Here is a 24,518-nt window from a genome sequence, read left to right on the forward strand (position 1 = left end):
GTTTGCTTTTTTTGTGACGCCCTTTCGTCACAAACGCAACACAAGGATTTGACGTTCAGCTGGCAGTGGCGTCTCCACCTCGCTTACGGACTTCCTAAAAAACTCTCAGGGGATGTTTTCTATGTCTACGCCATCTGCGCGGACTGGCGGTTCACTTGACGCCATGTTTAAAATTTCGGCCCGCGGAAGCACCGTGCGCCAGGAAATTGTTGCCGGTTTGACAACGTTTCTGGCGATGGTTTATTCCGTCATCGTTGTGCCGGGCATGCTGGGCAAAGCTGGCTTTCCGCCAGCGGCCGTCTTTGTGGCGACCTGCCTCGTGGCCGGCGTGGGCTCCATCGTGATGGGCCTGTGGGCGAACCTGCCGCTGGCGATTGGTTGCGCCATCTCTCTGACCGCGTTTACCGCGTTCAGCCTGGTGCTGGGTCAGCACATCAGCGTACCGGTTGCGCTGGGTGCCGTGTTCCTGATGGGTGTGCTGTTTACCGTGATTTCGGCGACCGGCATCCGTAGCTGGATTTTGCGCAACCTGCCGCAGGGCGTGGCGCACGGTACCGGCATCGGTATCGGCCTGTTCCTGTTGCTGATCGCCGCCAACGGCGTTGGTCTGGTCATCAAGAACCCGCTGGACGGTCTGCCGGTAGCGCTGGGCCACTTCGCCAGCTTCCCGGTGATCATGTCGCTGATCGGTCTGGCGGTGATTATCGGTCTGGAAAAACTGAAGGTGCCGGGCGGCATTCTGCTGACCATTATCGGCGTTTCTATTGTCGGCCTGATTTTCGATCCGACCGTACACTTCTCCGGTATCTTCGCTATGCCGTCGCTGAGCGATGACAAAGGTAACTCCCTGATTGGCAGCCTGGATATCGTTGGCGCGCTGAACCCGGTGATCCTGCCAAGCGTGCTGGCGCTGGTCATGACCGCCGTGTTTGACGCGACCGGTACCATTCGTGCGGTGGCCGGTCAGGCGAACCTGCTGGATAAAGACGGTCAGATTATTGACGGCGGCAAAGCGCTGACCACTGACTCCCTGAGCAGCGTCTTCTCTGGCCTGGTGGGCGCGGCGCCTGCGGCGGTGTACATCGAATCCGCGGCGGGTACGGCGGCAGGCGGTAAAACCGGCCTGACGGCGATCACCGTCGGCGTGCTGTTCATGCTGATCCTGTTCCTCTCTCCGCTCTCCTATCTGGTTCCGGCGTATGCGACCGCGCCAGCGCTGATGTACGTTGGCCTGCTGATGCTGAGCAACGTGGCGAAAATCGACTTTGCAGATTTCGTTGACGCCATGTCTGGCCTGATTACCGCGGTCTTCATCGTGCTGACCTGTAACATCGTGACCGGCATTATGATCGGCTTCGCGTCGCTGGTGATTGGTCGTCTGGTTTCCGGCGAATGGCGCAAGCTGAACGTTGGCACCGTTGTTATCGCCGTTGCGCTGGTGGCGTTCTACGCGGGCGGCTGGGCAATCTAAGTTGTCCTTTGATGCGAAAACGGGTGGCTCAGGCCGCCCGTTTTTATTTTCAGGACTCATCCCGTTGCCTTTTGCGTTACTCTGGGGAAGATAGAATAAAAGGCACGACGCCTTCCGGAGTACATAAGCAACACAGTAAACAGGGAACGCATGGAAATTTTCTTCACAATACTCATCATGACCCTTGTGGTCTCGCTATCCGGGGTGGTTACACGCGTACTGCCCTTTCAGGTCCCCCTGCCATTAATGCAAATTGCCATCGGCGCGCTGCTGGCGTGGCCGACGTTTGGCCTGCACGTGGAATTTGACCCCGAACTGTTCCTCGTGCTGTTTATCCCGCCGCTGCTGTTTGCCGATGGCTGGAAAACGCCCACGCGCGAATTCCTTGAGCACGGGCGCGAAATCTTCGGCCTGGCGCTGGCGCTGGTGGTGGTCACCGTCGTCGGGATTGGTTTTCTGATCTACTGGGCGGTACCGGGTATTCCATTAATACCGGCTTTCGCGCTGGCCGCCGTGCTGTCGCCAACCGATGCCGTGGCGCTGTCCGGCATTGTGGGTGAAGGCCGAATTCCGAAGAAAATCATGGGGATTTTACAGGGTGAGGCGCTGATGAACGACGCCTCCGGCCTGGTTGCCCTGAAGTTTGCCGTGGCCGTTGCGATGGGCACGATGGTCTTTACCGTCGGCGGCGCGACGCTGGAATTCTTCAAGGTGGCGATTGGCGGTATTCTCGCAGGCTTCGTGGTTAGCTGGCTGTACGGCCGCTCATTGCGCTTCCTCAGCCGCTGGGGCGGCGATGAGCCCGCAACGCAGATCGTACTGCTGTTCCTGCTGCCGTTTGCCTCTTATCTGATTGCCGAACATATCGGCGTGTCGGGCATTCTGGCAGCGGTTGCGGCGGGGATGACCATTACCCGTTCCGGCGTAATGCGCCGCGCGCCGCTGGCCATGCGCCTGCGTGCAAACAGCACCTGGGCCATGCTGGAATTTGTCTTTAACGGCATGGTGTTCCTGCTGTTGGGCCTGCAGCTGCCGGGCATTATGGAATCCTCGCTGGTGGCGGCCGAAGCCGACCCGAACGTTGAGGTCTGGATGCTGTTTACCGACGTCGTGCTGATCTACCTGGCGCTGATGCTGGTGCGTTTCGGCTGGCTGTGGACGATGAAAAACTTCAGCGTACGCTTCCTGAAGAAAAAGCCGATGGAGTTCGGCTCCTGGACAACGCGTGAGCTGCTGATTGCCTCCTTTGCCGGCGTCCGCGGGGCAATCACCCTTGCCGGTGTGCTCTCCATTCCGCTGCTGCTGCCTACGGGCGATGTCTTCCCGGCGCGCTACGAGCTGGTCTTCCTGGCGGCGGGCGTGATTCTCTTCTCCCTGTTTGTCGGCGTGATTATGCTGCCGATTTTACTCCAGCATATTGATGCCGGTGATTCGACCCAGCAGCATAAAGAGGAGCGTATTGCCCGGGCGGCGACCGCCGAAGTGGCAATTGTCGCGATTCAGAAGATGGAAGAGCGTCTGGCAGCGGATGCGGAAGAGAACATCGACAATCAGCTGCTGACAGAGGTCAGTTCCCGCGTTATTGGTAACCTGCGCCGCCGCGCGGACGGGCGTAACGATGTGGAAAGCTCGCTGCAGGAGGAGAACCTGGAGCGCCGGTTCCGCCTGGCGGCGCTGCGCTCAGAGCGTGCCGAGCTGTACCATCTGCGCGCCACGAGGCAGATCAGCAACGAAACGCTGCAAAAGCTGCTGCACGATCTGGACCTGCTGGAAGCGCTGTTGATAGAGAATCAGTAGCGCTGTTTTTGCCCGGTGGCGCTGCGCTTACCGGGCCTACGTGCTCGATCGGTTCCCTCTCCCTGTGGGAGAGGGTTAGGGTGAGGGCACCCAAAACTCCTCACAACACTGCAGCCACGCCTGCGCGCTCTGCGATAAATACACCCCTTCACGCCAGATCATCCCCAGCTGCCAGTGCAGGTCGCTCTCCAGCGGGATCCAGCGCAGCGTGTTTTTATCCAGACGCTCGCAGATAGGCTGCGGCAGAATGGCAATCCCCACGCCGGCCTGCACCATCGCCGCCAGGAAATCCCACTGTCCGCTGCGCACCGCTATGCGCGGCTTGACGTTATGCTGGTTAAACAGCGTCATCAGCTGGCGGCTGAGAGCGAAGTCTTCGTTGTAGATCAGCAGAGGGTGCTCGCCGAGCAGTTCAGGTCTCACCGAGTCTAACTTCAGCCAGTCGCCGGAGCGGGGAACCAGCACGCACAGCGGGTGGCTAAAGAGCGGAAGCGTCGCCAGACCGCTCTCTTCCTCAACGGGAAGGGCGGTCATTGCCACGTCGAGCTCGCCGTTGGTGACGGCCTGCTGGACGGTTAACCCACCAAACTCCGAAATCTTCAGCTCAACGCCGGGATAACGCTGGCGAAACAGGCTAATCGGCCCGGCCATCATCATCCCCACCATTGGCGGAATGCCGAGGCGAAGGACACCTTTCTTCAGATGATTGATATCGCCCAGCTCTGCTTCCAGCTGGCGAAACTCCGCCAGAATCGCCAGCCCGCGTTCGAACACCACGCGTCCGGTGTCGGTTAGCAGCAGCTTGCGCCCGTCGCGGATCAGCAGGGTACAGTTCAGTTCATCTTCGAGGTTTTTCAGCATCTTGCTGATGGTGGGCTGGGTAACAAACAACTTCTCCGCTGCGCGGGTAAAACTTTGCTGGCGAACCACTTCGACAAAATAGCGCAGCGTTCTTATGTCCATGATTATTCCTCGAAACTATACCTTTGATGATTTTAATTCATTTCAGTCCATACCGTGCGCTCTCTATACTGGCGCCTCGTCTCATTTTTGAGGAAAACCCCCATGGCCGTGGCGTTAAGCCGTGTTACGCCTGCCGTTGTGCAACGACTCCAGGTCCCGGTGCAGGTACTGCTCTACGCGGGACTGTTTGTTTTCGCGGAATATCTTGTCGGCTGGCTGCATCTGCCGCTGCCAGCCAATCTTGTCGGGATGCTGCTGATGCTGACGCTTATTCTGTGCCGCGTGATCCCCCTTAACTGGGTGCGCGCCGGGGCGCGCTGGCTGCTGGCGGAGATGCTGCTGTTCTTTGTTCCGGCGGTGGTGGCGGTGGTGAACTATGCGCAGCTGCTGATGGTGGACGGCTGGCGAATCTTTGCGGTTATCGCGCTGAGTACGCTGATGGTGCTGGGGGCGACCGCCTGGGTGGTGGATAAAGTGTATCGCTTTGAAATCAGCAGGCACAAACATGACTAATTTTCAGATCAGCGTCTTGTGCCTGATTGCGACGCTGGCGATCTACTTTGCCAACAAGCGACTGTATCGCCGCTTTCATGCCCTGCCGCTGATGCCGCTGGTCTTCACGCCGATCCTGCTGGTGCTGATGCTGGTCTTCGGCCACATCTCCTGGCAGAACTACATTGGCGAATCCCACTGGCTGCTGTGGCTGCTCGGCCCGGCGACCATCGCTTTTGCCGTACCGGTTTACGACAACCTGGCGATTATCAAACGCCACTGGATGTCGCTCAGCGCGGGCGTCATCACCGCCACGGTGGTTGCGGTGTGTAGCTCCGTCTGGCTGGCGCGGCTGTTTACGCTGCCCGATGAAATTCAGCGCAGCCTGGCGGTGCGTTCGGTAACCACGCCGTTTGCGCTGGCGGCCGCTAAACCGCTCGGCGGGCAGCCGGATCTGGTGGCGCTGTTTGTGGTGGTGACGGGCGTCTTTGGGATGGCGGTCGGCGATATGCTTTTTCTGCGGCTTTCTATCCGGGAAGGGATGGCAAAAGGGGCAGGGTTTGGCGCGGCGTCGCACGGGGCGGGCACGGCACGTTCGTATGAGCTGGGGCAGCAGGAGGGCGTCGTCGCGAGCCTGGTGATGATGCTCTCAGGCGTAGTGATGGTGCTAATTGCCCCGCTGGTGGCGTGGGTGATGTTTTAAGCTCCCCGGCCAGAATGACCGGGGAGAAAGGTTTAGTGCGCGCGGCCCTGCTCAACGCCCAGGCCGGTTTGTGAACGGATAAACTGGGCGCGGAATTTCTCACGCTCCAGGTTACCCTCCGGCGAATTGTCGGTGGCCGAGAAGAACCAGATACCGATAAACGCCACGGCGATAGAGAACAGCGCCGGGTATTCATACGGGAAGATAGCGCTTGCGTGACCGAGGATCTGCACCCAAATGGTCGGGCCCAGAATCATCAGGATCACCGCCGTCAGCAGCCCCAGCCAGCCGCCAATCATCGCGCCGCGCGTGGTCAGTTTCGACCAGTACATGGAGAGCAGGATGATCGGGAAGTTACAGCTTGCCGCAATCGAGAAGGCCAGCCCCACCATAAAGGCGATGTTCTGCTTCTCGAACAGAATGCCTAACAGAATCGCGACAACGCCCAGCACCAGCACGGTGATTTTCGAGACCTTCAGCTCGTCGCGCTCGCTCGCGCCTTTGCGGAAGACGTTGGCGTAGAGGTCATGCGATACCGCAGACGCGCCTGCCAGCGTCAGCCCTGCAACCACCGCAAGAATGGTGGCGAAGGCCACGGCGGAGATAAAGCCGAGGAACAGGTTACCGCCAACCGCGTCGGCCAGGTGCACCGCCGCCATGTTGTTACCGCCAATCAGCGCGCCCGCCGCGTCTTTAAACGCCGGGTTCGCCCCCACCAGCATGATCGCGCCAAAGCCGATGATAAAGGTGAGGATATAGAAGTAACCCATGAAACCGGTGGCGTAAAAGACGCTCTTGCGCGCTTCACGCGCATCGCTCACGGTGAAGAAACGCATCAGGATATGCGGCAGGCCCGCGGTACCGAACATCAGGCCGAGACCGAGCGAGAGCGCGGATATCGGGTCTTTCACCAGCCCGCCCGGGCTCATGATCGCTTCCCCTTTTGGGTGGACTGCCATCGCTTCGGTGAACAGGTTATTGAAGCTGAACCCGACGTGCTTCATCACCATAAAGGCCATAAAGCTGGCGCCGAACAGCAGCAATACCGCTTTGATGATCTGCACCCAGGTGGTTGCCAGCATGCCGCCGAACAGGACGTACATCACCATCAGCACGCCAACCAGCACCACCGCGACGTGGTAGTTCAGGCCGAACAGCAGTTCGATCAATTTACCCGCGCCCACCATCTGCGCAATCAGGTACAGCGCCACCACCACCAGCGAACCGCAGGCGGAGAGGGTGCGAATCGGCCCCTGCTTCAGGCGATAGGATGCCACGTCTGCGAAGGTATAGCGGCCCAGGTTACGCAGGCGCTCGGCAATCAGGAACAGGATGATCGGCCAGCCGACGAGGAAGCCGAGGGAGTAAATCAGGCCGTCATAGCCGGAGGTGTACACCAGCGCGGAGATCCCGAGAAAAGAGGCGGCGGACATAAAGTCACCCGCGATCGCCAGTCCGTTCTGGAAGCCGGTAATGTTGCCGCCAGCGGTGTAGTAATCGTTACGGGAGCGCACGCGTTTCGACGCCCAGTAAGTTATGTACAGCGTCAGCAGGACGAAAATCAGGAACATCACAATGGCCTGCCAGTTGGTTGGCTGGCGCTGGACCTCGCCGGTAATGGCATCCGCCGCGTGGGCGGCAAAGGGAAGCGTGGCGGCGAGCGCCGTCAGAACTCTCTTCATGATGCTTTTACCTCTTGCAGTACCGCTTTATTAAGTCGATCGAATTCACCGTTCGCGCGCCAGACGTAGACGCCTGTCAGCAAGAATGAAATCACAATCACGCCAATACCAATCGGGATACCGCGCGTCACGCTGGTCCCCTCGTGCAGCGGGGTGCCCAGCCAGTGCGGGGCAAAGGCGATCAGCAGAATAAAGCCGACGTAGATAACCAGCATGATGATGGAAAGGATGAAGGCAAACCGTTGCCGCTTATCGACGAGCTCCCTGTAGTGCGCACTATTCTCTATCTGCTGACAAATATCGTTATTCATCACAGAGTCTCCAGAAGTATTTGTAGGGGAGGTTTTATTGTTCCCTCTCCCTTGAGGGAGAGGGTTAGGGTGAGGGGGTTACGATGGCATCGCGATGGCCTGCTTCTCTTCGAGCAGTTTTTCCACCACGCCGGGATCCGCGAGCGTTGAAGTATCGCCGAGGTTGCTGGTGTCTCCAGCCGCGATTTTGCGCAAGATACGACGCATAATTTTGCCGGAACGGGTTTTCGGCAGCGAGTCGGTCCAGTGCAGCACGTCCGGCGTCGCCAGCGGGCCAATCTCTTTACGCACCCAGTTGCGCACCTCAGCGTAGAGCTCAGGCGACGGCTCTTCGCCGTGGTTCAGGGTGACATAGGCGTAAATCGCCTGGCCTTTGATGTTGTGCGGAATACCGACCACGGCGGCTTCGGCAATCTTCGGATGCGACACCAGCGCCGATTCAATCTCAGCGGTGCCCAGACGGTGGCCGGAGACGTTCAGCACGTCGTCCACGCGCCCGGTTATCCAGTAATAGCCATCTTCGTCACGACGCGCGCCGTCGCCGCTGAAGTACATGTTTTTAAAGGTCGAGAAGTAGGTTTGCTCGAAGCGATCGTGATCGCCGAACAGGGTACGCGCCTGACCCGGCCAGGAGTCTGTGATCACCAGGTTGCCTTCGGTGGCGCCTTCCAGCGGGTTGCCTTCGTTATCCACCAGCGCAGGCTGCACGCCGAAGAACGGACGGGTTGCGGAACCGGCCTTCAGCTGCGTGGCGCCCGGCATCGGGGTGATCATGAAGCCGCCGGTTTCGGTCTGCCACCAGGTGTCCATCACCGGGCATTTCTCGTTACCGATTTTCTTCCAGTACCACTCCCAGGCTTCCGGGTTGATTGGCTCACCCACGGAACCGAGGATGCGCAATGAAGAGCGGTCAGTGCCTTCGATGGCTTTATCGCCTTCCGCCATTAATGCGCGGATCGCCGTTGGCGCGGTGTAGAGAATGTTGACCTGGTGTTTGTCGACCACCTGACACATACGCGCCGGGGTCGGCCAGTTTGGTACGCCCTCAAACATCAGCGTTGTTGCGCCACAGGCCAGCGGGCCGTACAGCAGGTAGCTGTGTCCGGTAACCCAGCCCACGTCGGCGGTACACCAGTAGATGTCGCCCGGATGGTAGTCGAAGACGTATTTGAAGGTGGTGGCCGCATAGACCAGATAGCCGCCGGTGGTGTGCAGCACGCCTTTCGGCTTACCGGTGGAGCCGGAGGTATAAAGAATGAACAGCGGATCTTCTGCGTTCATCTCTTCCGGCTGATGCTGGTCGCTCGCGTTCTCAATCAGGTCGCTCCACCACAGGTCGCGCCCCTCGTTCCAGTCGATTTTGCCGCCGGTACGCTTAAGGACGATAACGTTACTGACCGTTTTGACGTTCGGGTTTTTCAGCGCTTCGTCGACGTTTTTCTTCAGTGGGATACCGCGCCCGGCGCGCACGCCTTCATCGGCGGTGATCACCAGTTTTGAACTGGAATCGACAATACGGCCCGCAACCGCCTCTGGCGAGAACCCGCCGAAAATCACCGAGTGGATCGCACCGATACGCGCGCAGGCCAGCATGGCCACCGCCGCTTCCGGCACCATCGGCATATAGATAGCGACCACATCGCCTTTTTTAATGCCCTTTTCAAGCAGGACGTTGGCGAAGCGGCACACGTCGCGGTGCAGCTCTTTGTACGTAATATGTTTGCTTTGCGAGGCATCATCGCCTTCCCAGATGATGGCCGTCTCGTTCCCGCGCTCGGCGAGATGACGATCGAGGCAGTTCGCCGCCAGGTTCAGGGTGCCATCTTCATACCATTTAATGGAGACATTGCCGGGCGCAAAGGAGGTGTTCTTCACCTTCTGATAAGGTTTGATCCAGTCCAGGATATGGCCCTGCTCACCCCAGAAGGTGTCCGGGGCGGTGATAGACTGCTGATATTTCTCGTGGTACTGCTCCGGGGTGATCAGGCAACGGTCCGCAATATTTGCGGGAATGTCGTGTTTATGTATTTGGCTCATGGCTTTTTTTCTCCTTGTAAGATGTTAATAATATGTCGCAAAAACGTTAATTGTAGGGGCTTTACAAGCTTTGTTTATTATTTGGGCTACAGATCACGCATTGTTTGAAGAGTATGAAAAATGAGCGAATGAAACTTTGAAGGAAAATAATTGATGCTGACGATTATTCACATTTATGTTTAAAAAAGCGTTTTTATAACAAAAGGTTATTTATCAGAATTAGAACAAACTCCCGTCATCGTCGCTTTTGTGAGTGAAACGCGTCGTTCTTTAAGGCTTGCGCAACAGGTCGCGCAAATGATACTCATACGCCGCGTTAAAAAATCCCATAAACCAACGCAACACAATTCATACCCTTTCAGTATGTCTCCCTGTTCATGCAGTTTGAGTGAATAAGGCGCTTCATTGAGGAAGTCAGTTTCTATGAAAAACGTTAAAGTCAGCCTTGCCTGGCAGATCTTAATCGCCCTTGTGCTGGGCATTTTGCTGGGCAGTTACCTCCACTATCATAGCGACAGCCGCGAATGGCTGATTGCGAACCTGCTCTCTCCGGCAGGGGATATCTTTATTCATCTGATCAAGATGATTGTGGTGCCGATTGTGATCTCGACGCTGGTGGTCGGTATTGCAGGCGTCGGCGATGCGAAGCAGTTAGGCCGTATTGGCGCGAAAACCATTATCTATTTCGAAGTGATCACTACGGTTGCGATTATCCTCGGTATCACGCTGGCGAACGTGTTCCAGCCGGGTTCCGGGATCGATATGTCGCAGCTGGCCACGGTGGATATTTCGAAATACCAAAGTACGACCGCTGACGTGCAGAGCCATGCGCATGGTCTGATGGGCACTATCCTGTCGCTGGTGCCGACCAACATCGTGGCGTCGATGGCGAAGGGCGAGATGCTGCCTATCATCTTCTTCTCTGTGCTGTTTGGTCTGGGGCTCTCTTCCCTGCCGGCGACGCACCGTGAGCCGCTGGTGACCGTGTTCCGCTCTATCTCCGAAACCATGTTCAAAGTGACCCACATGGTGATGCGTTACGCGCCGATAGGGGTGTTTGCGCTTATCGCGGTGACCGTGGCGAACTTCGGTTTTGCCTCCCTGTGGCCGCTGGCGAAGCTGGTGCTCCTGGTTCACTTCGCCATTCTGTTCTTCGCGCTGGTGGTGCTGGGGATCGTGGCGCGTCTGTGCGGGCTGAGCATCTGGATCCTGATTCGCATCCTGAAAGATGAGCTGATTCTGGCGTACTCCACGGCAAGTTCTGAGAGCGTGCTGCCGCGCATCATTGAGAAGATGGAAGCCTACGGCGCGCCTGCCTCTATTACCAGCTTCGTGGTACCGACCGGCTACTCCTTTAACCTGGACGGTTCGACGCTGTATCAGAGTATCGCTGCTATCTTTATTGCGCAGCTGTACGGCATTGATCTGTCGCTGTGGCAGGAGATCGTGCTGGTGCTGACGCTGATGGTGACGTCCAAAGGTATTGCAGGCGTACCGGGCGTCTCCTTCGTAGTGCTGCTGGCGACGCTCGGCAGCGTCGGTATTCCGCTGGAAGGTCTGGCGTTTATCGCCGGTGTCGACCGTATCCTCGACATGGCGCGTACCGCGCTGAACGTGGTGGGGAATGCCCTGGCGGTGCTGGTTATCGCCAAGTGGGAACACAAGTTCGATCGTAAAAAAGCGCTGGCGTATGAACGCGAGGTGCTGGGTCGTTTTGATAAGACGGCCGACCAGTAACATCCTAAGCCCGGTGGCGCTGCGCTGACCGGGCCTACGGGTTTTGTAGGCCGGGTAAGGCGAAGCCGCCACCCGGCACTTTACTCTCCGCTCAGCGCATCAAACTCTTCGCATCCGGTATCAAACCCTTCAGTACAGCTCAGGTTCAACCAGTACAGCGCTTTCTGTTTATTGGGCGTGATAAAGCCTTTCTCACCCTGCCTGAACAACATCCCTGCCCAGTATTCGGCGTAGCCCGTGCGTGAAAGTGCCGAGCTCCGCTTGAACCACGAGGCGGCCTGCACGTCGTCCTGGGCCACTTCAACGCCGTTGGCATAAATCAGCCCCAGCAGCATTTGCGCATCTACCGCAGAGTCGTTGTCGATATCTTCGGCCGCCGTTTGCAGCAGTTTGATGGCCTGAGGATAGTCAGTTTTACCTGCCTGAGTGTTGACCAGCACGCGCGCCAGCATGATCGCGCCGCGTTTGCTGCCTGCGATGGTTGCCTGCTGCGCCAGCGCCTTAGCTTGCGCATAATTTCCCTGGGTAAAGAGGATTTGCGAGAGCAGCCCCATAGCGTCGACATCGCCACCTTTAGCGGCTTTCTCGGCCCACAGCGCGGCCTGCTTGCTGTCACCGGAGCTAAAGTATGTGTCGGCCAAATAATACTGGGCACGGGCGTCACCCGCTTCAGCCTGTTCTTTGTACTGGCTGCCAATCTCGTCGGCACGGACAAGCGATGTAAAAAGTAACAACAACAGAAAAATATGTTTCATGGGTTCTTATCATCGGGGTACACGCCGCGCAGTATAATCGCGGCGACAGAAGAAAAAAATGGGTGCATTAAGACCTCAGCATCCTGCAAGCCGGGCGGAACCGTTGTTCCGCCCGTAGAGGTTAGCCTGCGTTACAGGCTAATTTAGCCGCCACCTACTGATGCTCACTCTTTATTGAAAACTCGCAGAGCCTGCCGCGAGTAATAAAGGTAAAGATCACTATCGTCAGGCAAATAATAAAGACGATGCTTAACGCAGTTTTTAATGGCGTCATGCCTTTTACTCCTTGTCAAAAAAAGAATAAGAGGCTACTCTCAACTTGTCGGAGTTGAGGGAGTAGCCTCGGGTAAATGAAAATTTCCCGGGGCTTTCTACTTTCTGTCCCTCAACAATGCTCAAGACAGAAAGTCTTAAGCACCCGCCGCACATCTTATCCCCCTGAATTAAAATGCAAAGATGTAATTCTTTTTCGCGAAAATTACATTATTTCTGCGAGCCGCTTTCCAGAATAATAATTGATATGTTTGATGAGTTAATCGGAAATAAAAAGGGAGTGAATATCTCACTCCCTTTATTCACTGATGAATTAACGGCTTCAACCCATTGCGCTTTCGCGCAGTCGGGCTTTCAGCTTGTTATATTCGTCAATGACATACTGTTCCGCTGCGTGCTGATCCGCAATCGGCTCCACGCGTACGGCGCAGTATTTATACTCCGGCGTTTTGGTTATCGGGCTTAAGTTCTCCGTGACCAGCTCGTTACAGGCGCCAATCCACCACTGGTAGGTCATATAGACCGCCCCTTTGTTCGGACGATCGCTGACCTGCGCACGGGTAATGATCCGGCCTTTGCGCGAATTCACCCACACCAGCGCTTCGTCCTCAATTCCAAGGCGCTGCGCGTCGGCGGTGTTGATTTGCGCGTAGCCCGGTTCGTCCGCCAGCGCCGCCAGCGCGGCGCAGTTACCCGTCATCGAACGGCAGGAGTAGTGGCCCACTTCACGCACGGTGGAGAGTACCATCGGATACTCGTCGGTGAGTTTATCGATCGGCGCGACCCAGTCGCAGGTGAAGAACTGCGCCAGCCCGTTCGGGGTGTCGAACTTCTCTTTAAAGAGGTATGACGTCCCCTGGTCGGCTTCGGACTCATCCCGGCACGGCCACTGGATGTAACCCAGCTCACCCATTTTTTCATAGGTTGCACCGTAGAAGTCCGGACACAGATTGCGCAATTCGTCCCAGATCTCCTGAGTGTTGTTGTAGTGCATCGGGTAGCCCATGCGGGTGGCGATTTCGCTGATGATCTGCCAGTCCGTTTTCAGGTCCCACTTCGGCTCGACCGCCTTAAAGAAGCGCTGGAAGCCGCGGTCTGCCGCCGTGTAGACGCCTTCATGCTCGCCCCAGGAGGTCGACGGTAAAATCACATCCGCCGCCGCCGCGGTTTTGGTCATGAAGATATCCTGGACAATCACCAGCTCCAGATCCTCAAACCCTTTGCGTACAGCAGACAGCTCGGCGTCGGTCTGAAGCGGATCTTCACCCATGATGTAGGCCGCACGCACTTCGCCGTGCGCTGCGCGGTGCGGCAGCTCGCTGATGCGATATCCGGTGTGTTCCGGCAGGCTTTCCACGCCCCAGGCCTTTGCGAATTTCTCGCGGTTTTCCGGGAACTTCACGTACTGGTAGCCCGGGTAGGTGTCCGGCAGTGCGCCCATATCGCAGGCGCCCTGGACGTTATTCTGCCCACGTACCGGGTTGACGCCGACATGCGCTTTACCCAGATTGCCGGTCAGCATCGCGAGACTCGTCAGAGAACGCACGGTTTCCACGCCCTGATAGAACTGAGTCACGCCCATTCCCCACAGGATGGCAGCGGTTTTCGCCCCGGCATACATCCGTGCCGCCTGGCGGATCTCCTGCGCGCTGACGCCGGTGATTGTTTCCACCGACTCTGGCGTATAGCCTTCGACAATTTTTCGATACTCTTCAAAACCTTCCGTACGGGTCGCGACAAATGCCTGGTCGTACAGGTTCTCCTCAATAATGACGTGCCCCATTGCGTTCAACAGCGCGATGTTCGAGCCGTTTTTCAACGCGATGTGCATATCCGCAATGCGCGCGGTTTCAATTTTGCGCGGATCGCAGACGATGATTTTCGCCCCGTTCTGCTTAGCGCGAATAACATGGTTCGCGACGATAGGGTGAGAATCCGCCGGGTTATAGCCAAAGATGAAGACGAGATCGGTGTTATCTATCTCGTTGATGGCATTACTCATTGCGCCGTTACCGACCGACTGGTGCAGACCTGCAACCGATGGGCCGTGTCAGACGCGAGCGCAGCAGTCGACGTTATTGGTTCCAATAACGGCGCGCGCGAATTTTTGCATCACATAGTTGGTTTCATTCCCCGTCCCGCGTGAAGAGCCGGTGGTCTGAATTGCATCCGGGCCATACTTGGCCTTGATGGCGCTCAGACGCGTGGCGACGTAATCCAGCGCCTCGCTCCAGGAGACGGCTTCCAGCTTGCCGCCGCGCTCGCGGCGGATCATAGGGGTTTTCAGGCGCGGGGTGAGGATTTGGGTATCGTTAATAAAATCCCAGCCGTAGTAACCTTTCAGGCATAGCGTGCCCTGGTTGGTTTTCCCCTGTGCGGCCTCTGCCCGGACGATTTTGCCGTTATCGACCACCAGGTGGATCTTGCAACCTGAGGCACAATAAGGGCAAACCGTGACGACTTTTTTCATCAGTCTGCTCCAGTTAATCGAATCATTCGCACCCACTATGCAGCTTCTATGCCATGTTTTTTGTATGGGTATGCCCTGACTTTACGGTCCCTTCGCGGTGAAAACCCTGACAAAAAGCAGCCAATCGTCAAAATTGACGTGTCGACAGGGCAGCGGATGTGACATGGGTTGAATTTCCGTCACTGAAAAAACTATTTAACTGGAGCCGACGGCAGAATGGTTCAGACTTAACATAATCCCCTGACGGAAGCATACGATGAAACCGGCGATTCTGGTGGTTGATGACGATACGGCAGTCTGCGAACTGCTTCAGGATGTGCTGAGCGAGCACGTCTTTAGCGTGCTTGTCTGCCATAACGGCCAGGATGCGCTGCGCCGGGTACAGCAGGATCAGAATATCGCGCTTGTTCTGCTGGATATGATGTTGCCCGATATCAACGGCCTGCAGGTTTTGCTGCAGCTGCAAAAGCAGCGTCCGGCGCTACCGGTTGTGATGTTAACGGGTCTGGGCAGTGAGTCAGACGTGGTGGTGGGGCTGGAGATGGGGGCCGACGATTATATTGGCAAACCGTTCAACCCGCGCGTGGTCGTCGCCCGCGTCAAAGCGGTACTGCGCCGTACGGGCGTGCTGGCTGCAGAAACTCCCGCGGCGCCCGTCGCGGGTATTGCCTTTAATGGGTGGACGCTTGATACCACCCGCTGCGAGCTGATCGATCCGAACCGCAATAGCGTGCCCTTAACTCAGGGCGAATACGGCTTGCTGCTGGCGCTCACGCAAAATGCCCGCCGGGTGCTGAGCCGCGATCGCCTGCTTGAGCTGACCCACAGCGAAAGCGCGGACGTGTTTGACCGCACGATTGACGTGCTGATCATGCGCCTGCGCCGGAAGATTGAGGCTAACCCGCACCAGCCAGCCCTCATCAAAACCATTCGTGGGCTGGGTTACGTGTTTGCCTCCGATGTTTCCCATAGCGAGAAAGCAGCGTAATACTAAGGTTTTATCAGTGCCTCCGTTTTCAATGCGTAACCTTTCCACTCTGATTTTAGTCGCCACAATGGCATCGATTTTCGTCCTGTTTCCGGGTCGAGAATTTCTGCAGTGTCATTATGAATGGCGGTGATCACCACAAAATGCGAATACTTTTCCCCTTCCAGGGGGATGATCATGGGTTGGTCAATCGTCAGTGGTTCATTAACGTCATATCGGAGGCCTTTTGCCTGAAAACCCATACGCTGAGCCGCATTTTTCAGATCGAGAAGGGAAAAACCTGTTTGCAGTTTCTCCGCTTCTGTCCCAGGCTCAGCGCGATAGATAATATCTGAGATGATATCTATCTCTCTGATCTCTAGTGAAAAGCGGGTATTTAGCAGGAGCGACAGCGCTGCTGGCCCGCATGAAAAATCGGTCGTCTGGCGAACAATCCCGTCTGTACGCAAGCGCATCCAGCCTTTCATGGTTGCGTTATAGGCCTGCGCATTACAGGCCAGTAATAACAAACATGCCGCTGACCATTTCATCAGAAGTTCCTTGTCATGCTGACGCCGAACGTTGAACCCGTGGTCTCCAGTGGGAAGGAGACTTCAGGCGTAATACTGAAATGCGGTGATAGCAGATAAGAGAAATAAAATGCAAGCGATTCAGACTCCTGGCTGGTGCCTTTCATGGTGCGCCCTTCGTATTTCATATTATCTGACCAGCTATATGTAAATCTGCTGCCCAACGAACTGACATTATTGAGAGCGAAACCGGTGCCCAGGAATGCCGATGCGGTATCGCCAGCTTTAATTCGCTCCCCACCTTTACTGGTCTCAAACGTTTTTTCGTATGAGATACCGCCAAAAAAGGTTACGGGATCCGTAATCCGCACAAACGTCAGGGATGGCGTCAGGCTCCAGTAGCCTTCGCTGTTATTGAGCGGCTGCTTCCAGGCGTCCAGGTCGGAGACGTATTTTTTGCGCCCGGTCGGCGTATTGACGGCAAATGAGCCCGTCACGGATGGATGATCATTGTTCTCTTTCAGTAGCAGATACTGGATACCGGCCGATATGTCGCCGATATGGCCCTGAGAGGTATCCCGGGTCCAGGCATTACTCGAAACATCTTCGATTTTTGTGTAGGTCCAGGGTACGTTCAACCAGACGCTAAGCCTGTCGGTAATACCGAATTTTGGCGAAACATAAAAATAAAGCTTTTTAATCGAATAACTGGAAACTTGATAAGGTCCCTGCTGCGGCAATGAGGATGTGGATTTCCATGTGCGGTATTTGAAACCGAAATCAACGTCAGTTTCCCCGTGATTAAGCAGAACCGTATAGTCGGAAAGATAACTAATGGGCGCGCTATACTCCTCCTGCTTTTTTTCTATGTTAGCTATTCGACTATTATCTTTTCTGACGACGTCGAAATGGGTGACATCCGGGAAGGAAATGGGATACGCGTTATCCTTTCGCACAATGGATGCTGAATGATTGCTATCTGATTTAAGGAACCCCGTGATTCTGTCACCATTTTTAAACGTCACTGCATACTGCTTATCGGTGTCTATCGTTTTTATTTGATCAGCGCTGATCCGCAGACTTGAACCATAGGGTGTGCTGAACACACACACACCATCTTTAAAGGAGACAATATCTCCAGTGATATTGTCTCCGTTGTTCAGTCTGAGAATGTCAGCATGCGCAATCGTAACAAATATAAATGGCGCAACGACGCCAGCCACTCTCGACATCATTTAAATCACCATTTTGTCATGTTGATGTCGCGGTTCCATTTTGTCCAGCGCAGTGCCTGGTTCGATAAGGTCCCATCGGTGTTCATGACACGATAATACTCTTCAACAACCGATGATTTCGCTGCTTCGAAACGGCCTTCAGTACTGCGCGCGTAGCGCCACACATCACCAACGACCGAATATTTTTTACCATCGCCGGTATCGGTAATCGTTGTCGGGCCGTTGACGAAGTCCTGGCTGTGCAATACGTAATTTCGACTATCTTCATCGACGCCGAAGTTATGAATCATATTCATATAGTGCATGCCAACAAAATTTGTTCCGGTGATGGTATCAAACCCTTCAAGAGGTTTTTTTATGCTGCCGGAGTCGGTCAACGTCAGACTTGAGTATTTCGGAAACTTTATCCCAGCCCAAGGGTTGGTTGGGGTTGTAGGTTTAGGTATTGGGAACACTGGGTTAGTAACAAGGCCGTTTCCTTTACCATTAATTTGCGATAGTTGCGTGTCACTTAATTCAGTTACTGCGGCATGTGTTATGCCGGAGAATAACAATGCCGTTAGCAGCATAATTCTATGCTTCATAGTTTTTCCTTATGGTAAATTAATGTTGTTATCCTGGTGTATATTCATCTTAAGGGTAAGTGAACATGACCAATGGATAACGCAAGGAAAAACGGCAGATGCGGCTTAAACTTTAAATATGATTAATATGAATGGTTGATAATTGATCAGTTTAAATTTTACGCACATATATTGCAGCAGAGATATAGCGCCGCTTGCAGGGTGATTTACGATAAAGTTATATTCCCCTTTACCCTTAATTCAGGTAGGGGCTGACTTATCCTCAAGATACGTTTTCAGCTCTTCCAGCGTTTTGGCGCCATCAATCGCGTTGGCCGCCAGCAGGCTGGCCCGCGCGCAGGCGTGTGCCAGATAAATGCTCTCCGTGAGCGGGAGCGATTCGTGGCAGCCGTATAAAAACCCCGCGCAAAACGCATCGCCCGCGCCGACGCTGCCGACAATGTCTTTCTGCTCCAGCAACCATGATGGGATCCAGCGGCCTTGCTCACCCGGCGCTTCACCCCATGCGCCTTCCGGACAGTGGATCACCACCCGCTGACGCACGCCTGCCGCCAGCAGCTGCGTCGCGGCATCGGCGATATGGGCGATATTCAGCGCATCGTCGTCGTCGCGCATCTCAAGCCCGCTAAACTCCCCGGCTTCCAGCTCGTTAATCACCAGATAATCCAGATGGCGCAGGGCAGGGAGCACCAGCGGCTGATAGCGCGGGTCGCCCTTGCGGGACACCAGATCGAGCGACGTTTCATACCCCTGGTCTCGCATCTGCGCCAGCAGGCGCGCGCTGCGGGTGCCAAACTCGTCATCGGGCATATCCAGGCTGTCGAGCAGCAGCAGGTAGCCGAGATGGAAGATCTTCATCGATCCGTCTAAGCGATCGAAGGCGGGAAGATCCAGCAGGCGGTTGGCGCCCGGCGAGTGGAAGAAGGTGCGCTGTCCGCTGGGATCGGTCATGACCTGCGACATGGAGGTCGGGGCAAAGGTGGTGCGCTGCACGCGCTGGCGGTTGACGTGGTACTGGTCGAGCATCGCCAGAATGTAGTCCCCGTCGGCATCTTCACCAATCAGCCCCACCGCCTGCAGCGGCAGGCCAACGTGCATTTTTGCCAGCGTCAGCAGCACGTTGAGCGGCGCGCCGCCGGTTGAGCGTTCGCTGTGGGTGATTTCCGCCAGCCAGCCGCGCTCCGGCCACTGCACGATCTGATGCACGTGATCCACCAGCATGTTGCCTGCGGCGATGATGCCTTTGCGTTCCATTATGCCTGCCCCGCGCTGCCGAAGATGCGCATCTGTTCGGCGACCGTATCGGTAATCGCCTCTTCTATCCCCAGCAGCAGCTCGGCAAACTCATCGTAAAGCGGCTGGCGGTTCGCCATGCGCTGCTCAACGGCGGCGAGCGCGGCCTGCGACATGCCGGTGTAGAAGTTGATTTTATGGATGCCCAGCTCGATGGCGCGGCGGAAGTCGGCATCGCTAATCCCTGAGCCGCCGTGTAAAACCAACGGCAGGCCCGTCTGCTGGCGAATGGCGTCCAGGCGTGGGAAATCGAGTTTCGGCTCGCCCTTGTATTTGCCGTGCGCGTTGCCGATGGCAACCGCCAGCGCGTCAATGCCGGTTGAATCGACAAACTCGCGCGCCAGCTGCGGGTTGGTAAAGAACGCTTCATCCGCATGCCCGTACAGGGCGCCGCCTTCATCGCCACCGACCGCGCCCAGCTCCGCTTCCACCGACACGCCGACCGCGTGGCACATCTTCACCACCTCCCGCGTCTGGCGAATGTTCTCCTCATAGCTCAGCGTAGAGCCGTCAAACATCACCGAGCTGAACCCTAAGCGCAGGGCGCGCACCACCGCCTCGAAATGCAGGCCGTGGTCGAGATTGAGCACCACGGGAATATCGTGACGGGCGGCCTCGAACTTCACCGCTTCGACAAGCGAATCCAGAGAAACGTACTTAAAATGCACTTCGGCGATGTTGATGATAAACGGCGAGCGTTCCTGCTTCGCGGCGGCGAACAGCGCGCGCAGGAAGTGGGAGTCGAGCACGTTAAACGCGCCCAGCGCGTAGCGATGCGCCCTGGCGTGCTCCAGACCGTCGGCAAGAGAGATCAATGGCATCATTTACTCCTTATATCCGGAACAGGTTGTACTCGTTGCACAGCACCAGCAGCGCCGGTTCGTCTTCTTCGATGTTGTTATAGCGGGCAACGGGCTGCAAAAAGTGGTTGTCGTGCTCGTCGTCGTTTACCGATGACACCTCCCCAACCAGCACGTCGCCGAAGCCGCGTTCGCCCCAGAAGCTGTGGTACAGAGTGGGTGTCAGACAGATGCTTTCCCCTGGCATGAGGCGCAGCTGGCTGCCGGGCGCGTGGGTCTGACGACAGCCGTCGACGGTGACCGTCACGTCGGTGTTTTCCGTCTCTTCATGCGCCCCGGCATTCCATAACTCAATAATCAGATTCCCGCCGCCCCGGTTGATGATGTCTTCCCGCTTGCGCCAGTGAAAATGCATCGGCGTCACCTGGCCGTCGCGCACGTGCATAATTTTTTCGGCATAGCACTTTTCATAAGGCACGCCGTTGGGCGAGCCGTTGCGCAGGGTAAACAGCGTCAGGCCCTCAGCGGCAAAGCTGTTGCCGCCGAACGCCGTCACGTCCCAGCCGAGCTTGAGGTCGAACACTTCCTGCCAGGCGGCCTGGTCAAGCTGCTGCCATTTTGTCGGCGGGAAGCTGGCAAACGGCGGGAGATGCACGTCGTGCATGGAAAAGAACTGTCGCGTGTGGCCGAGAATTTCATTGATGTCGGAGCGTTTCATGGGGACTCCTTGAATTTTATGCCACCCCCTCACCCCGGCCTTCTCCCTCAAGGGAGAAGGGGAGTAAGTTCCCTCTCCCTGTGGGAGAGGGTTAGGGTGAGGGCATCAGGCCGCACCGAAGTTACTTAACCGTCCAACCCTTATACGTGCCGACGTTCTTTTTATCGATCATCGTCACCGGGATCAGCACAGGCGCTTTCGGCGCAGGTTTGCCCTGTAGAATGTCATAGCCGATCTCCACCGCTTTTGCCGCCATCACCTGCGGATCCTGCGCCGGGGTCGCGACAAACAGGGAGTTTTCGCGCTTCAGCGCTTCCTCACCGTCCGGGGAACCATCCACGCCGACGATAAAGAACTCGTTGCGCTGAGCCTGCTTCGCGGCCAGATCGGCACCGATCGCCGTCGGATCGTTAATCGCAAACACACCGTCGATCTTCGGATTGGCCGCCAGCAGGGAGGTCATGACTTCCAGACCGCCTTCACGACTGCCCTTGGCGTTTTGGTTATCCGAGAGCACCTTGATATCCGGATGTTTTTTGAATTCCGTCTGGCAACCTTCCACGCGGTTTTGCACCGCAGAGACCGGCGGTCCGTTGATGATCACCACGTTGCCTTTGCCTTTCAGGCGATCGGTAATGTACTTACAGGCCATTTCGCCCGCCTGGGTGTTATCGGAGGTGATGGTCGCATCCGCCCCTTCCGCCGCCACGTCAACCGCAACGACCACGATCCCGGCGTCCTTCGCGCGCTTCACCGCCGGGCCGATCCCTTTGGAATCCGCAGCGTTGAGGATGATCATGTCCACCTTCGCGGCGATGAAGTTGTCGATCTGCGCCACCTGCTGGCCCAGATCGTAACCGCTGGAGACCAGCGTCACCTTGACGTTATCGCCAGCCAGCTTGCGGGCTTCCAGCTCGGCACCTTTGGTGATCTGCACGAAGAACGGGTTGGCCAGGTCGCCCACCGTCACGCCGATGGACTTCAGATCTTTTGCCTGCGCAAACGGCGTTGCGGCAAGCAGCGCGCCAGCACAGAGCGCGGTCACTAACGGTTTCAAACGCATATGGTTTTCCTCGAAGCTGTAGGGTTTTGTTGTTATGCACTTTGATGGTGTCGGGTACGGTATTTGTCGATCAGCACCGCTATGATGATCACCGCCCCTTTGATCACCAGCTGCCAGAAGTAGGAGACGCCCATCAGCGTCATGCCGTTATTGAGGGTGGCGATGATCAGCGCCCCCACCAGCGTGCCGGTGATCGTGCCGATCCCGCCGACGAAGCTGGTGCCGCCGAGGATCACCGCCGCAATCGCATCCAGCTCGTAGCCCGTGCCGAGGTTGCCGTTGGCGCTGTAGAGGCGCGAGGCGCTCATGACGCCGCCAAGCCCGGAGAGCAGGCCGCTTATGCCGTACACGAACAGCAGCACCAGCCAGACCTTAATGCCCGTCAGTCTCGCCGCCTGCATGTTGCCGCCCACCGCGTAGATATGTACGCCGAGCGTGGTGCGGCGCAGGATGAACCAGCAGATAGCAATGACCGCCAGGGCGATTACCACCAGCCACGGGATCGGGCCGAGGTAGTTATTGCCGATCCACTCGAAGCTGATGTTGGAGTTAATGACCGTCGTGCCGTCCGCCAGCAGATACGCAGCGCCGCGCAGCGCCGTATAGGTACCGAGCGTCACGATAAAGGGCGGCAGCCCGGCAAAGGCCACCAGCGCGCCGTTGAACAGGCCCAGCACCATGCCGAGCATCAGCGCGGCCGGAATGGAGAGCATGGCAAATTCAGGGATAAGCGAGACCACCATCGCCGCTACCGCCGTGGTGCCCAGAATTGAGCCCACGGAGAGGTCAATCCCGCCGGTTAGGATGATGAAGGTCATTCCCGCCGCCAGCACGATGTTGATCGACGCCTGACGGGTAATGTTGAGCAGGTTGCTCTCGGTGAAGAAGTTCGGGGCGATAAAGCCAAATACCGCCACAATCAGGATAAGAATCGGCAGGATGCCGACCGTTTGCATCAGATCGCTCATCAGCATTTTTTTGGCGGAGGCGGATTTCGCCACCTGCTGCGGATGGGTTGGAGTTGTCATGATTGCACCGCCTGATGATGAGTGTCGTTCACGCCGGTTGCCAGCGTCATAATGTTTTCCTGAGAGATGTCGCGCCCGTGGAGTTCACCCGCAATGCTGCCTTCCCGCATCACGTACACCCGGTCGCTCATGCCTACCACTTCCGGCAGCTCGCTGGAGATCATTAAAATCGCCACCCCTTTGCGCGCCATCTGGTTCATGATGCGGTAGATCTCGCTTTTCGCGCCGACGTCCACGCCGCGCGTGGGTTCGTCCAGGATCAGAATGCGCGGGCCGATGGCCACCCAGCGGGAGATCAGCAGCTTTTGCTGATTGCCGCCGGACAGCCCGCCCGCGCGCACCTGCGAATGGGGCACGCGGATGTTGAGCAATGCAATGGCGTCATCGGAAATCGACTGGGCTTTTTTGCGGTTTAGCATGCCGAAGGTGGCGTCGCGCTCCAGCGTCGCCATGGTGATGTTCTCCTGCGCCGCCAGCTCCAGAAACAGCCCCTGCTCCTTGCGGTTTTCGGTGAGAAAACCGATGCCGTTTTCGATGGCCGCACGCGGGGAGTGGATCACCACCGGCTCGCCGTCGACCTCAATCATGCCGCCGGTGGCTTTACGCACGCCGAAAATCAGCTGCGCCAGCTCGGATCGTCCGGCCCCGACCAGGCCCGCCAGCCCAACGATTTCACCGGAACGCACCTGCAGGCTACACGGCTGTACTTTTTTACCGTCGGTGAGGTGGTGGACGTTGAGGCGCGGGCTGCCGAGGGGAATATCACGCTCCTTGTTGAACAGGTCGCTTAACGGGCGGCCCACCATCATGCGCACCAGCTCGGAGGCGTTCAGCTTGTCGCGCGTCAGGCTGCCGACGTACTGCCCGTCGCGCAGAACGCTGACGCGGTCAGAAAGTTCATACACTTCCGCCATGCGGTGGCTGATATAGATGATCGCCATCCCTTCATCGCGCAGGCGCAAAATCAGTTCAAACAGGCGGTGGGTTTCCCGCGAGGAGAGGGCGGCGGTGGGTTCATCCATCACCAGAATGCGGCTGTTGCGGTGCAGCGCGCGGGCGATTTCCACCTGCTGCTGCTCGGCGATGGTCAGCTTCATCACCAGGTCGGTAGCATTGAACTGTGCGCCGAGGCGCTCAATCACCGCCTGCGCCTGGGCGGCCATCTCTTTGCGCTGCACCATCCCACCGCGCGACAGCTCGCTGCCAAGAAAGATATTTTCGGCAACGGTCAGGTTGGGCGCGAGCTGCATCTCCTGATAAATCAGGGTAATGCCTGCGGCCAGCGCATCTTTCGGCCCTTTAATGTTAAACGGCTGACCGTCGATCAGGATCTCACCGCTGGTGGCGGTATAGGCTCCCGCGAGGATTTTCATCAGCGTGCTTTTTCCCGCGCCGTTTTCGCCCATCAGCGCGTGGATCTCTCCGGGAAAGACCGTCAAATCCACACCCTTGAGCGCGTGGAAACTGCCAAACGTTTTGGCAATGCTGCGCATCTCTAATACCGGGGTTCTGCTCATGGCGGATCTCCTGCGAATGCCGATATCTGCACTTCATCACAGGTACGTAAATGCAAAATGTCAGAAGCTGTTCATATTTGTCATAGTTATGA

At 56.9% G+C, this 24,518-nt stretch carries 22 protein-coding genes; 6 read left to right on the forward strand and 16 right to left on the reverse strand.

The genetic code is table 11. The features are described from left to right. Positions 1 to 121: 121 nt before the first annotated feature. Positions 122 to 1,471 carry a guanine/hypoxanthine transporter GhxP gene (ghxP, locus tag UTM25_RS20975; RefSeq protein ID WP_029740208.1) on the forward strand — a complete coding sequence of 450 codons (1,350 nt, stop codon included), beginning with the start codon at positions 122 to 124 and terminating at the stop codon, positions 1,469 to 1,471. 150 nt (positions 1,472 to 1,621) lie between these two features. Then, complete coding sequence (locus tag UTM25_RS20980; RefSeq protein ID WP_023334184.1) at positions 1,622 to 3,268, forward strand: Na+/H+ antiporter; 1,647 nt, start codon at positions 1,622 to 1,624, stop codon at positions 3,266 to 3,268. A 75-nt stretch (positions 3,269 to 3,343) separates the two neighbouring features. Here UTM25_RS20980 and UTM25_RS20985 read toward each other — a convergent pair whose 3' ends face one another. Next, positions 3,344 to 4,231, reverse strand: a complete 888-nt coding sequence (locus tag UTM25_RS20985; protein WP_194401627.1) for a LysR family transcriptional regulator — start codon at positions 4,229 to 4,231, stop codon at positions 3,344 to 3,346. Positions 4,232 to 4,333: 102 nt separating this feature from the next. Between UTM25_RS20985 and UTM25_RS20990 the strand changes: the two genes are divergently transcribed. Continuing rightward, positions 4,334 to 4,744 (forward strand): CidA/LrgA family protein, encoded by a 411-nt coding sequence (locus UTM25_RS20990; protein ID WP_021242769.1) that lies wholly within the window; start codon positions 4,334 to 4,336, stop codon positions 4,742 to 4,744. Beyond that, positions 4,737 to 5,426 (forward strand): LrgB family protein, encoded by a 690-nt coding sequence (locus tag UTM25_RS20995; protein ID WP_023310063.1) that lies wholly within the window; start codon positions 4,737 to 4,739, stop codon positions 5,424 to 5,426. The genes UTM25_RS20990 and UTM25_RS20995 overlap by 8 nt, the downstream gene beginning before the upstream one ends. Positions 5,427 to 5,458: 32 nt before the next feature. Here the strand turns inward: UTM25_RS20995 and actP are convergent, their stop codons facing one another. From actP to acs, 3 genes are all read right to left on the reverse strand, one after another. Beyond that, complete coding sequence (gene actP, locus UTM25_RS21000) at positions 5,459 to 7,108, reverse strand: cation/acetate symporter ActP (RefSeq protein WP_047653091.1); 1,650 nt, start codon at positions 7,106 to 7,108, stop codon at positions 5,459 to 5,461. Next, complete coding sequence (locus UTM25_RS21005) at positions 7,105 to 7,419, reverse strand: DUF485 domain-containing protein (protein WP_023310065.1); 315 nt, start codon at positions 7,417 to 7,419, stop codon at positions 7,105 to 7,107. The genes actP and UTM25_RS21005 overlap by 4 nt, the downstream gene beginning before the upstream one ends. 78 nt (positions 7,420 to 7,497) lie before the next feature. Beyond that, the gene (gene acs / locus UTM25_RS21010) at positions 7,498 to 9,456 is read right to left on the reverse strand and encodes an acetate--CoA ligase (RefSeq protein ID WP_023310066.1); all 1,959 of its coding nucleotides are present in this window, start codon (positions 9,454 to 9,456) and stop codon (positions 7,498 to 7,500) included. Between the two features lie 423 nt (positions 9,457 to 9,879). Here acs and gltP point away from each other — a divergent pair, with 423 nt between their 5' ends. Continuing rightward, positions 9,880 to 11,193: a glutamate/aspartate:proton symporter GltP gene (gltP, locus tag UTM25_RS21015; RefSeq protein ID WP_194401626.1), complete on the forward strand. Its 1,314-nt coding sequence runs from the start codon at positions 9,880 to 9,882 to the stop codon at positions 11,191 to 11,193. 80 nt (positions 11,194 to 11,273) lie between these two features. Here gltP and UTM25_RS21020 read toward each other — a convergent pair whose 3' ends face one another. The 3 genes from UTM25_RS21020 to fdhF all read right to left on the reverse strand — a co-directional run bounded on the left by UTM25_RS21020 (position 11,274) and on the right by fdhF (position 14,691). Next, positions 11,274 to 11,948: a tetratricopeptide repeat protein gene (locus UTM25_RS21020; RefSeq protein WP_029740746.1), complete on the reverse strand. Its 675-nt coding sequence runs from the start codon at positions 11,946 to 11,948 to the stop codon at positions 11,274 to 11,276. 154 nt (positions 11,949 to 12,102) lie between these two features. Then, positions 12,103 to 12,222, reverse strand: a complete 120-nt coding sequence (locus UTM25_RS21025; RefSeq protein WP_194401625.1) for a Hok/Gef family protein — start codon at positions 12,220 to 12,222, stop codon at positions 12,103 to 12,105. Between the two features lie 321 nt (positions 12,223 to 12,543). Next, positions 12,544 to 14,691, reverse strand: coding sequence for a formate dehydrogenase subunit alpha (fdhF, locus tag UTM25_RS21030; protein WP_194401624.1), 2,148 nt, complete (start codon positions 14,689 to 14,691; stop codon positions 12,544 to 12,546). Positions 14,692 to 14,947: 256 nt separating this feature from the next. Here fdhF and UTM25_RS21035 point away from each other — a divergent pair, with 256 nt between their 5' ends. Next, a complete protein-coding gene (locus tag UTM25_RS21035) occupies positions 14,948 to 15,679 on the forward strand; it encodes a response regulator (RefSeq protein WP_194401623.1) in 732 nt (243 codons plus the stop codon). Positions 15,680 to 15,681: 2 nt separating this feature from the next. Here the strand turns inward: UTM25_RS21035 and UTM25_RS21040 are convergent, their stop codons facing one another. The 9 genes from UTM25_RS21040 to UTM25_RS21080 all read right to left on the reverse strand — a co-directional run bounded on the left by UTM25_RS21040 (position 15,682) and on the right by UTM25_RS21080 (position 24,426). Beyond that, entirely contained in the window at positions 15,682 to 16,209 is a 528-nt protein-coding gene (locus UTM25_RS21040) for a C39 family peptidase (protein WP_194401622.1), read from the reverse strand. Next, complete coding sequence (locus tag UTM25_RS21045; protein ID WP_194401621.1) at positions 16,209 to 17,423, reverse strand: transporter; 1,215 nt, start codon at positions 17,421 to 17,423, stop codon at positions 16,209 to 16,211. The genes UTM25_RS21040 and UTM25_RS21045 overlap by 1 nt, the downstream gene beginning before the upstream one ends. Positions 17,424 to 17,428: 5 nt before the next feature. Beyond that, positions 17,429 to 18,007 carry a hypothetical protein gene (locus UTM25_RS21050; RefSeq protein ID WP_194401620.1) on the reverse strand — a complete coding sequence of 193 codons (579 nt, stop codon included), beginning with the start codon at positions 18,005 to 18,007 and terminating at the stop codon, positions 17,429 to 17,431. A gap of 240 nt (positions 18,008 to 18,247) precedes the next feature. Beyond that, entirely contained in the window at positions 18,248 to 19,261 is a 1,014-nt protein-coding gene (locus tag UTM25_RS21055) for a carbohydrate kinase family protein (protein WP_194401619.1), read from the reverse strand. Then, positions 19,261 to 20,121, reverse strand: a complete 861-nt coding sequence (locus tag UTM25_RS21060; RefSeq protein ID WP_109846215.1) for a ketose 1,6-bisphosphate aldolase — start codon at positions 20,119 to 20,121, stop codon at positions 19,261 to 19,263. The genes UTM25_RS21055 and UTM25_RS21060 overlap by 1 nt, the downstream gene beginning before the upstream one ends. Positions 20,122 to 20,131: 10 nt before the next feature. After that, entirely contained in the window at positions 20,132 to 20,818 is a 687-nt protein-coding gene (locus UTM25_RS21065; RefSeq protein ID WP_047653084.1) for a D-lyxose/D-mannose family sugar isomerase, read from the reverse strand. 121 nt (positions 20,819 to 20,939) lie between these two features. Beyond that, positions 20,940 to 21,881, reverse strand: coding sequence for an ABC transporter substrate-binding protein (locus UTM25_RS21070; RefSeq protein WP_021242935.1), 942 nt, complete (start codon positions 21,879 to 21,881; stop codon positions 20,940 to 20,942). Between the two features lie 32 nt (positions 21,882 to 21,913). After that, the gene (locus UTM25_RS21075; RefSeq protein WP_080329992.1) at positions 21,914 to 22,909 is read right to left on the reverse strand and encodes an ABC transporter permease subunit; all 996 of its coding nucleotides are present in this window, start codon (positions 22,907 to 22,909) and stop codon (positions 21,914 to 21,916) included. Further along, the gene (locus UTM25_RS21080; protein ID WP_194401618.1) at positions 22,906 to 24,426 is read right to left on the reverse strand and encodes a sugar ABC transporter ATP-binding protein; all 1,521 of its coding nucleotides are present in this window, start codon (positions 24,424 to 24,426) and stop codon (positions 22,906 to 22,908) included. The genes UTM25_RS21075 and UTM25_RS21080 overlap by 4 nt, the downstream gene beginning before the upstream one ends. Between the last annotated feature and the right edge of the window lie 92 nt (positions 24,427 to 24,518).

Source organism: Enterobacter sp. 61D5, from assembly GCF_034107965.1.
Classification (GTDB): Bacteria; Pseudomonadota; Gammaproteobacteria; order Enterobacterales; family Enterobacteriaceae; genus Enterobacter; species Enterobacter cloacae_M.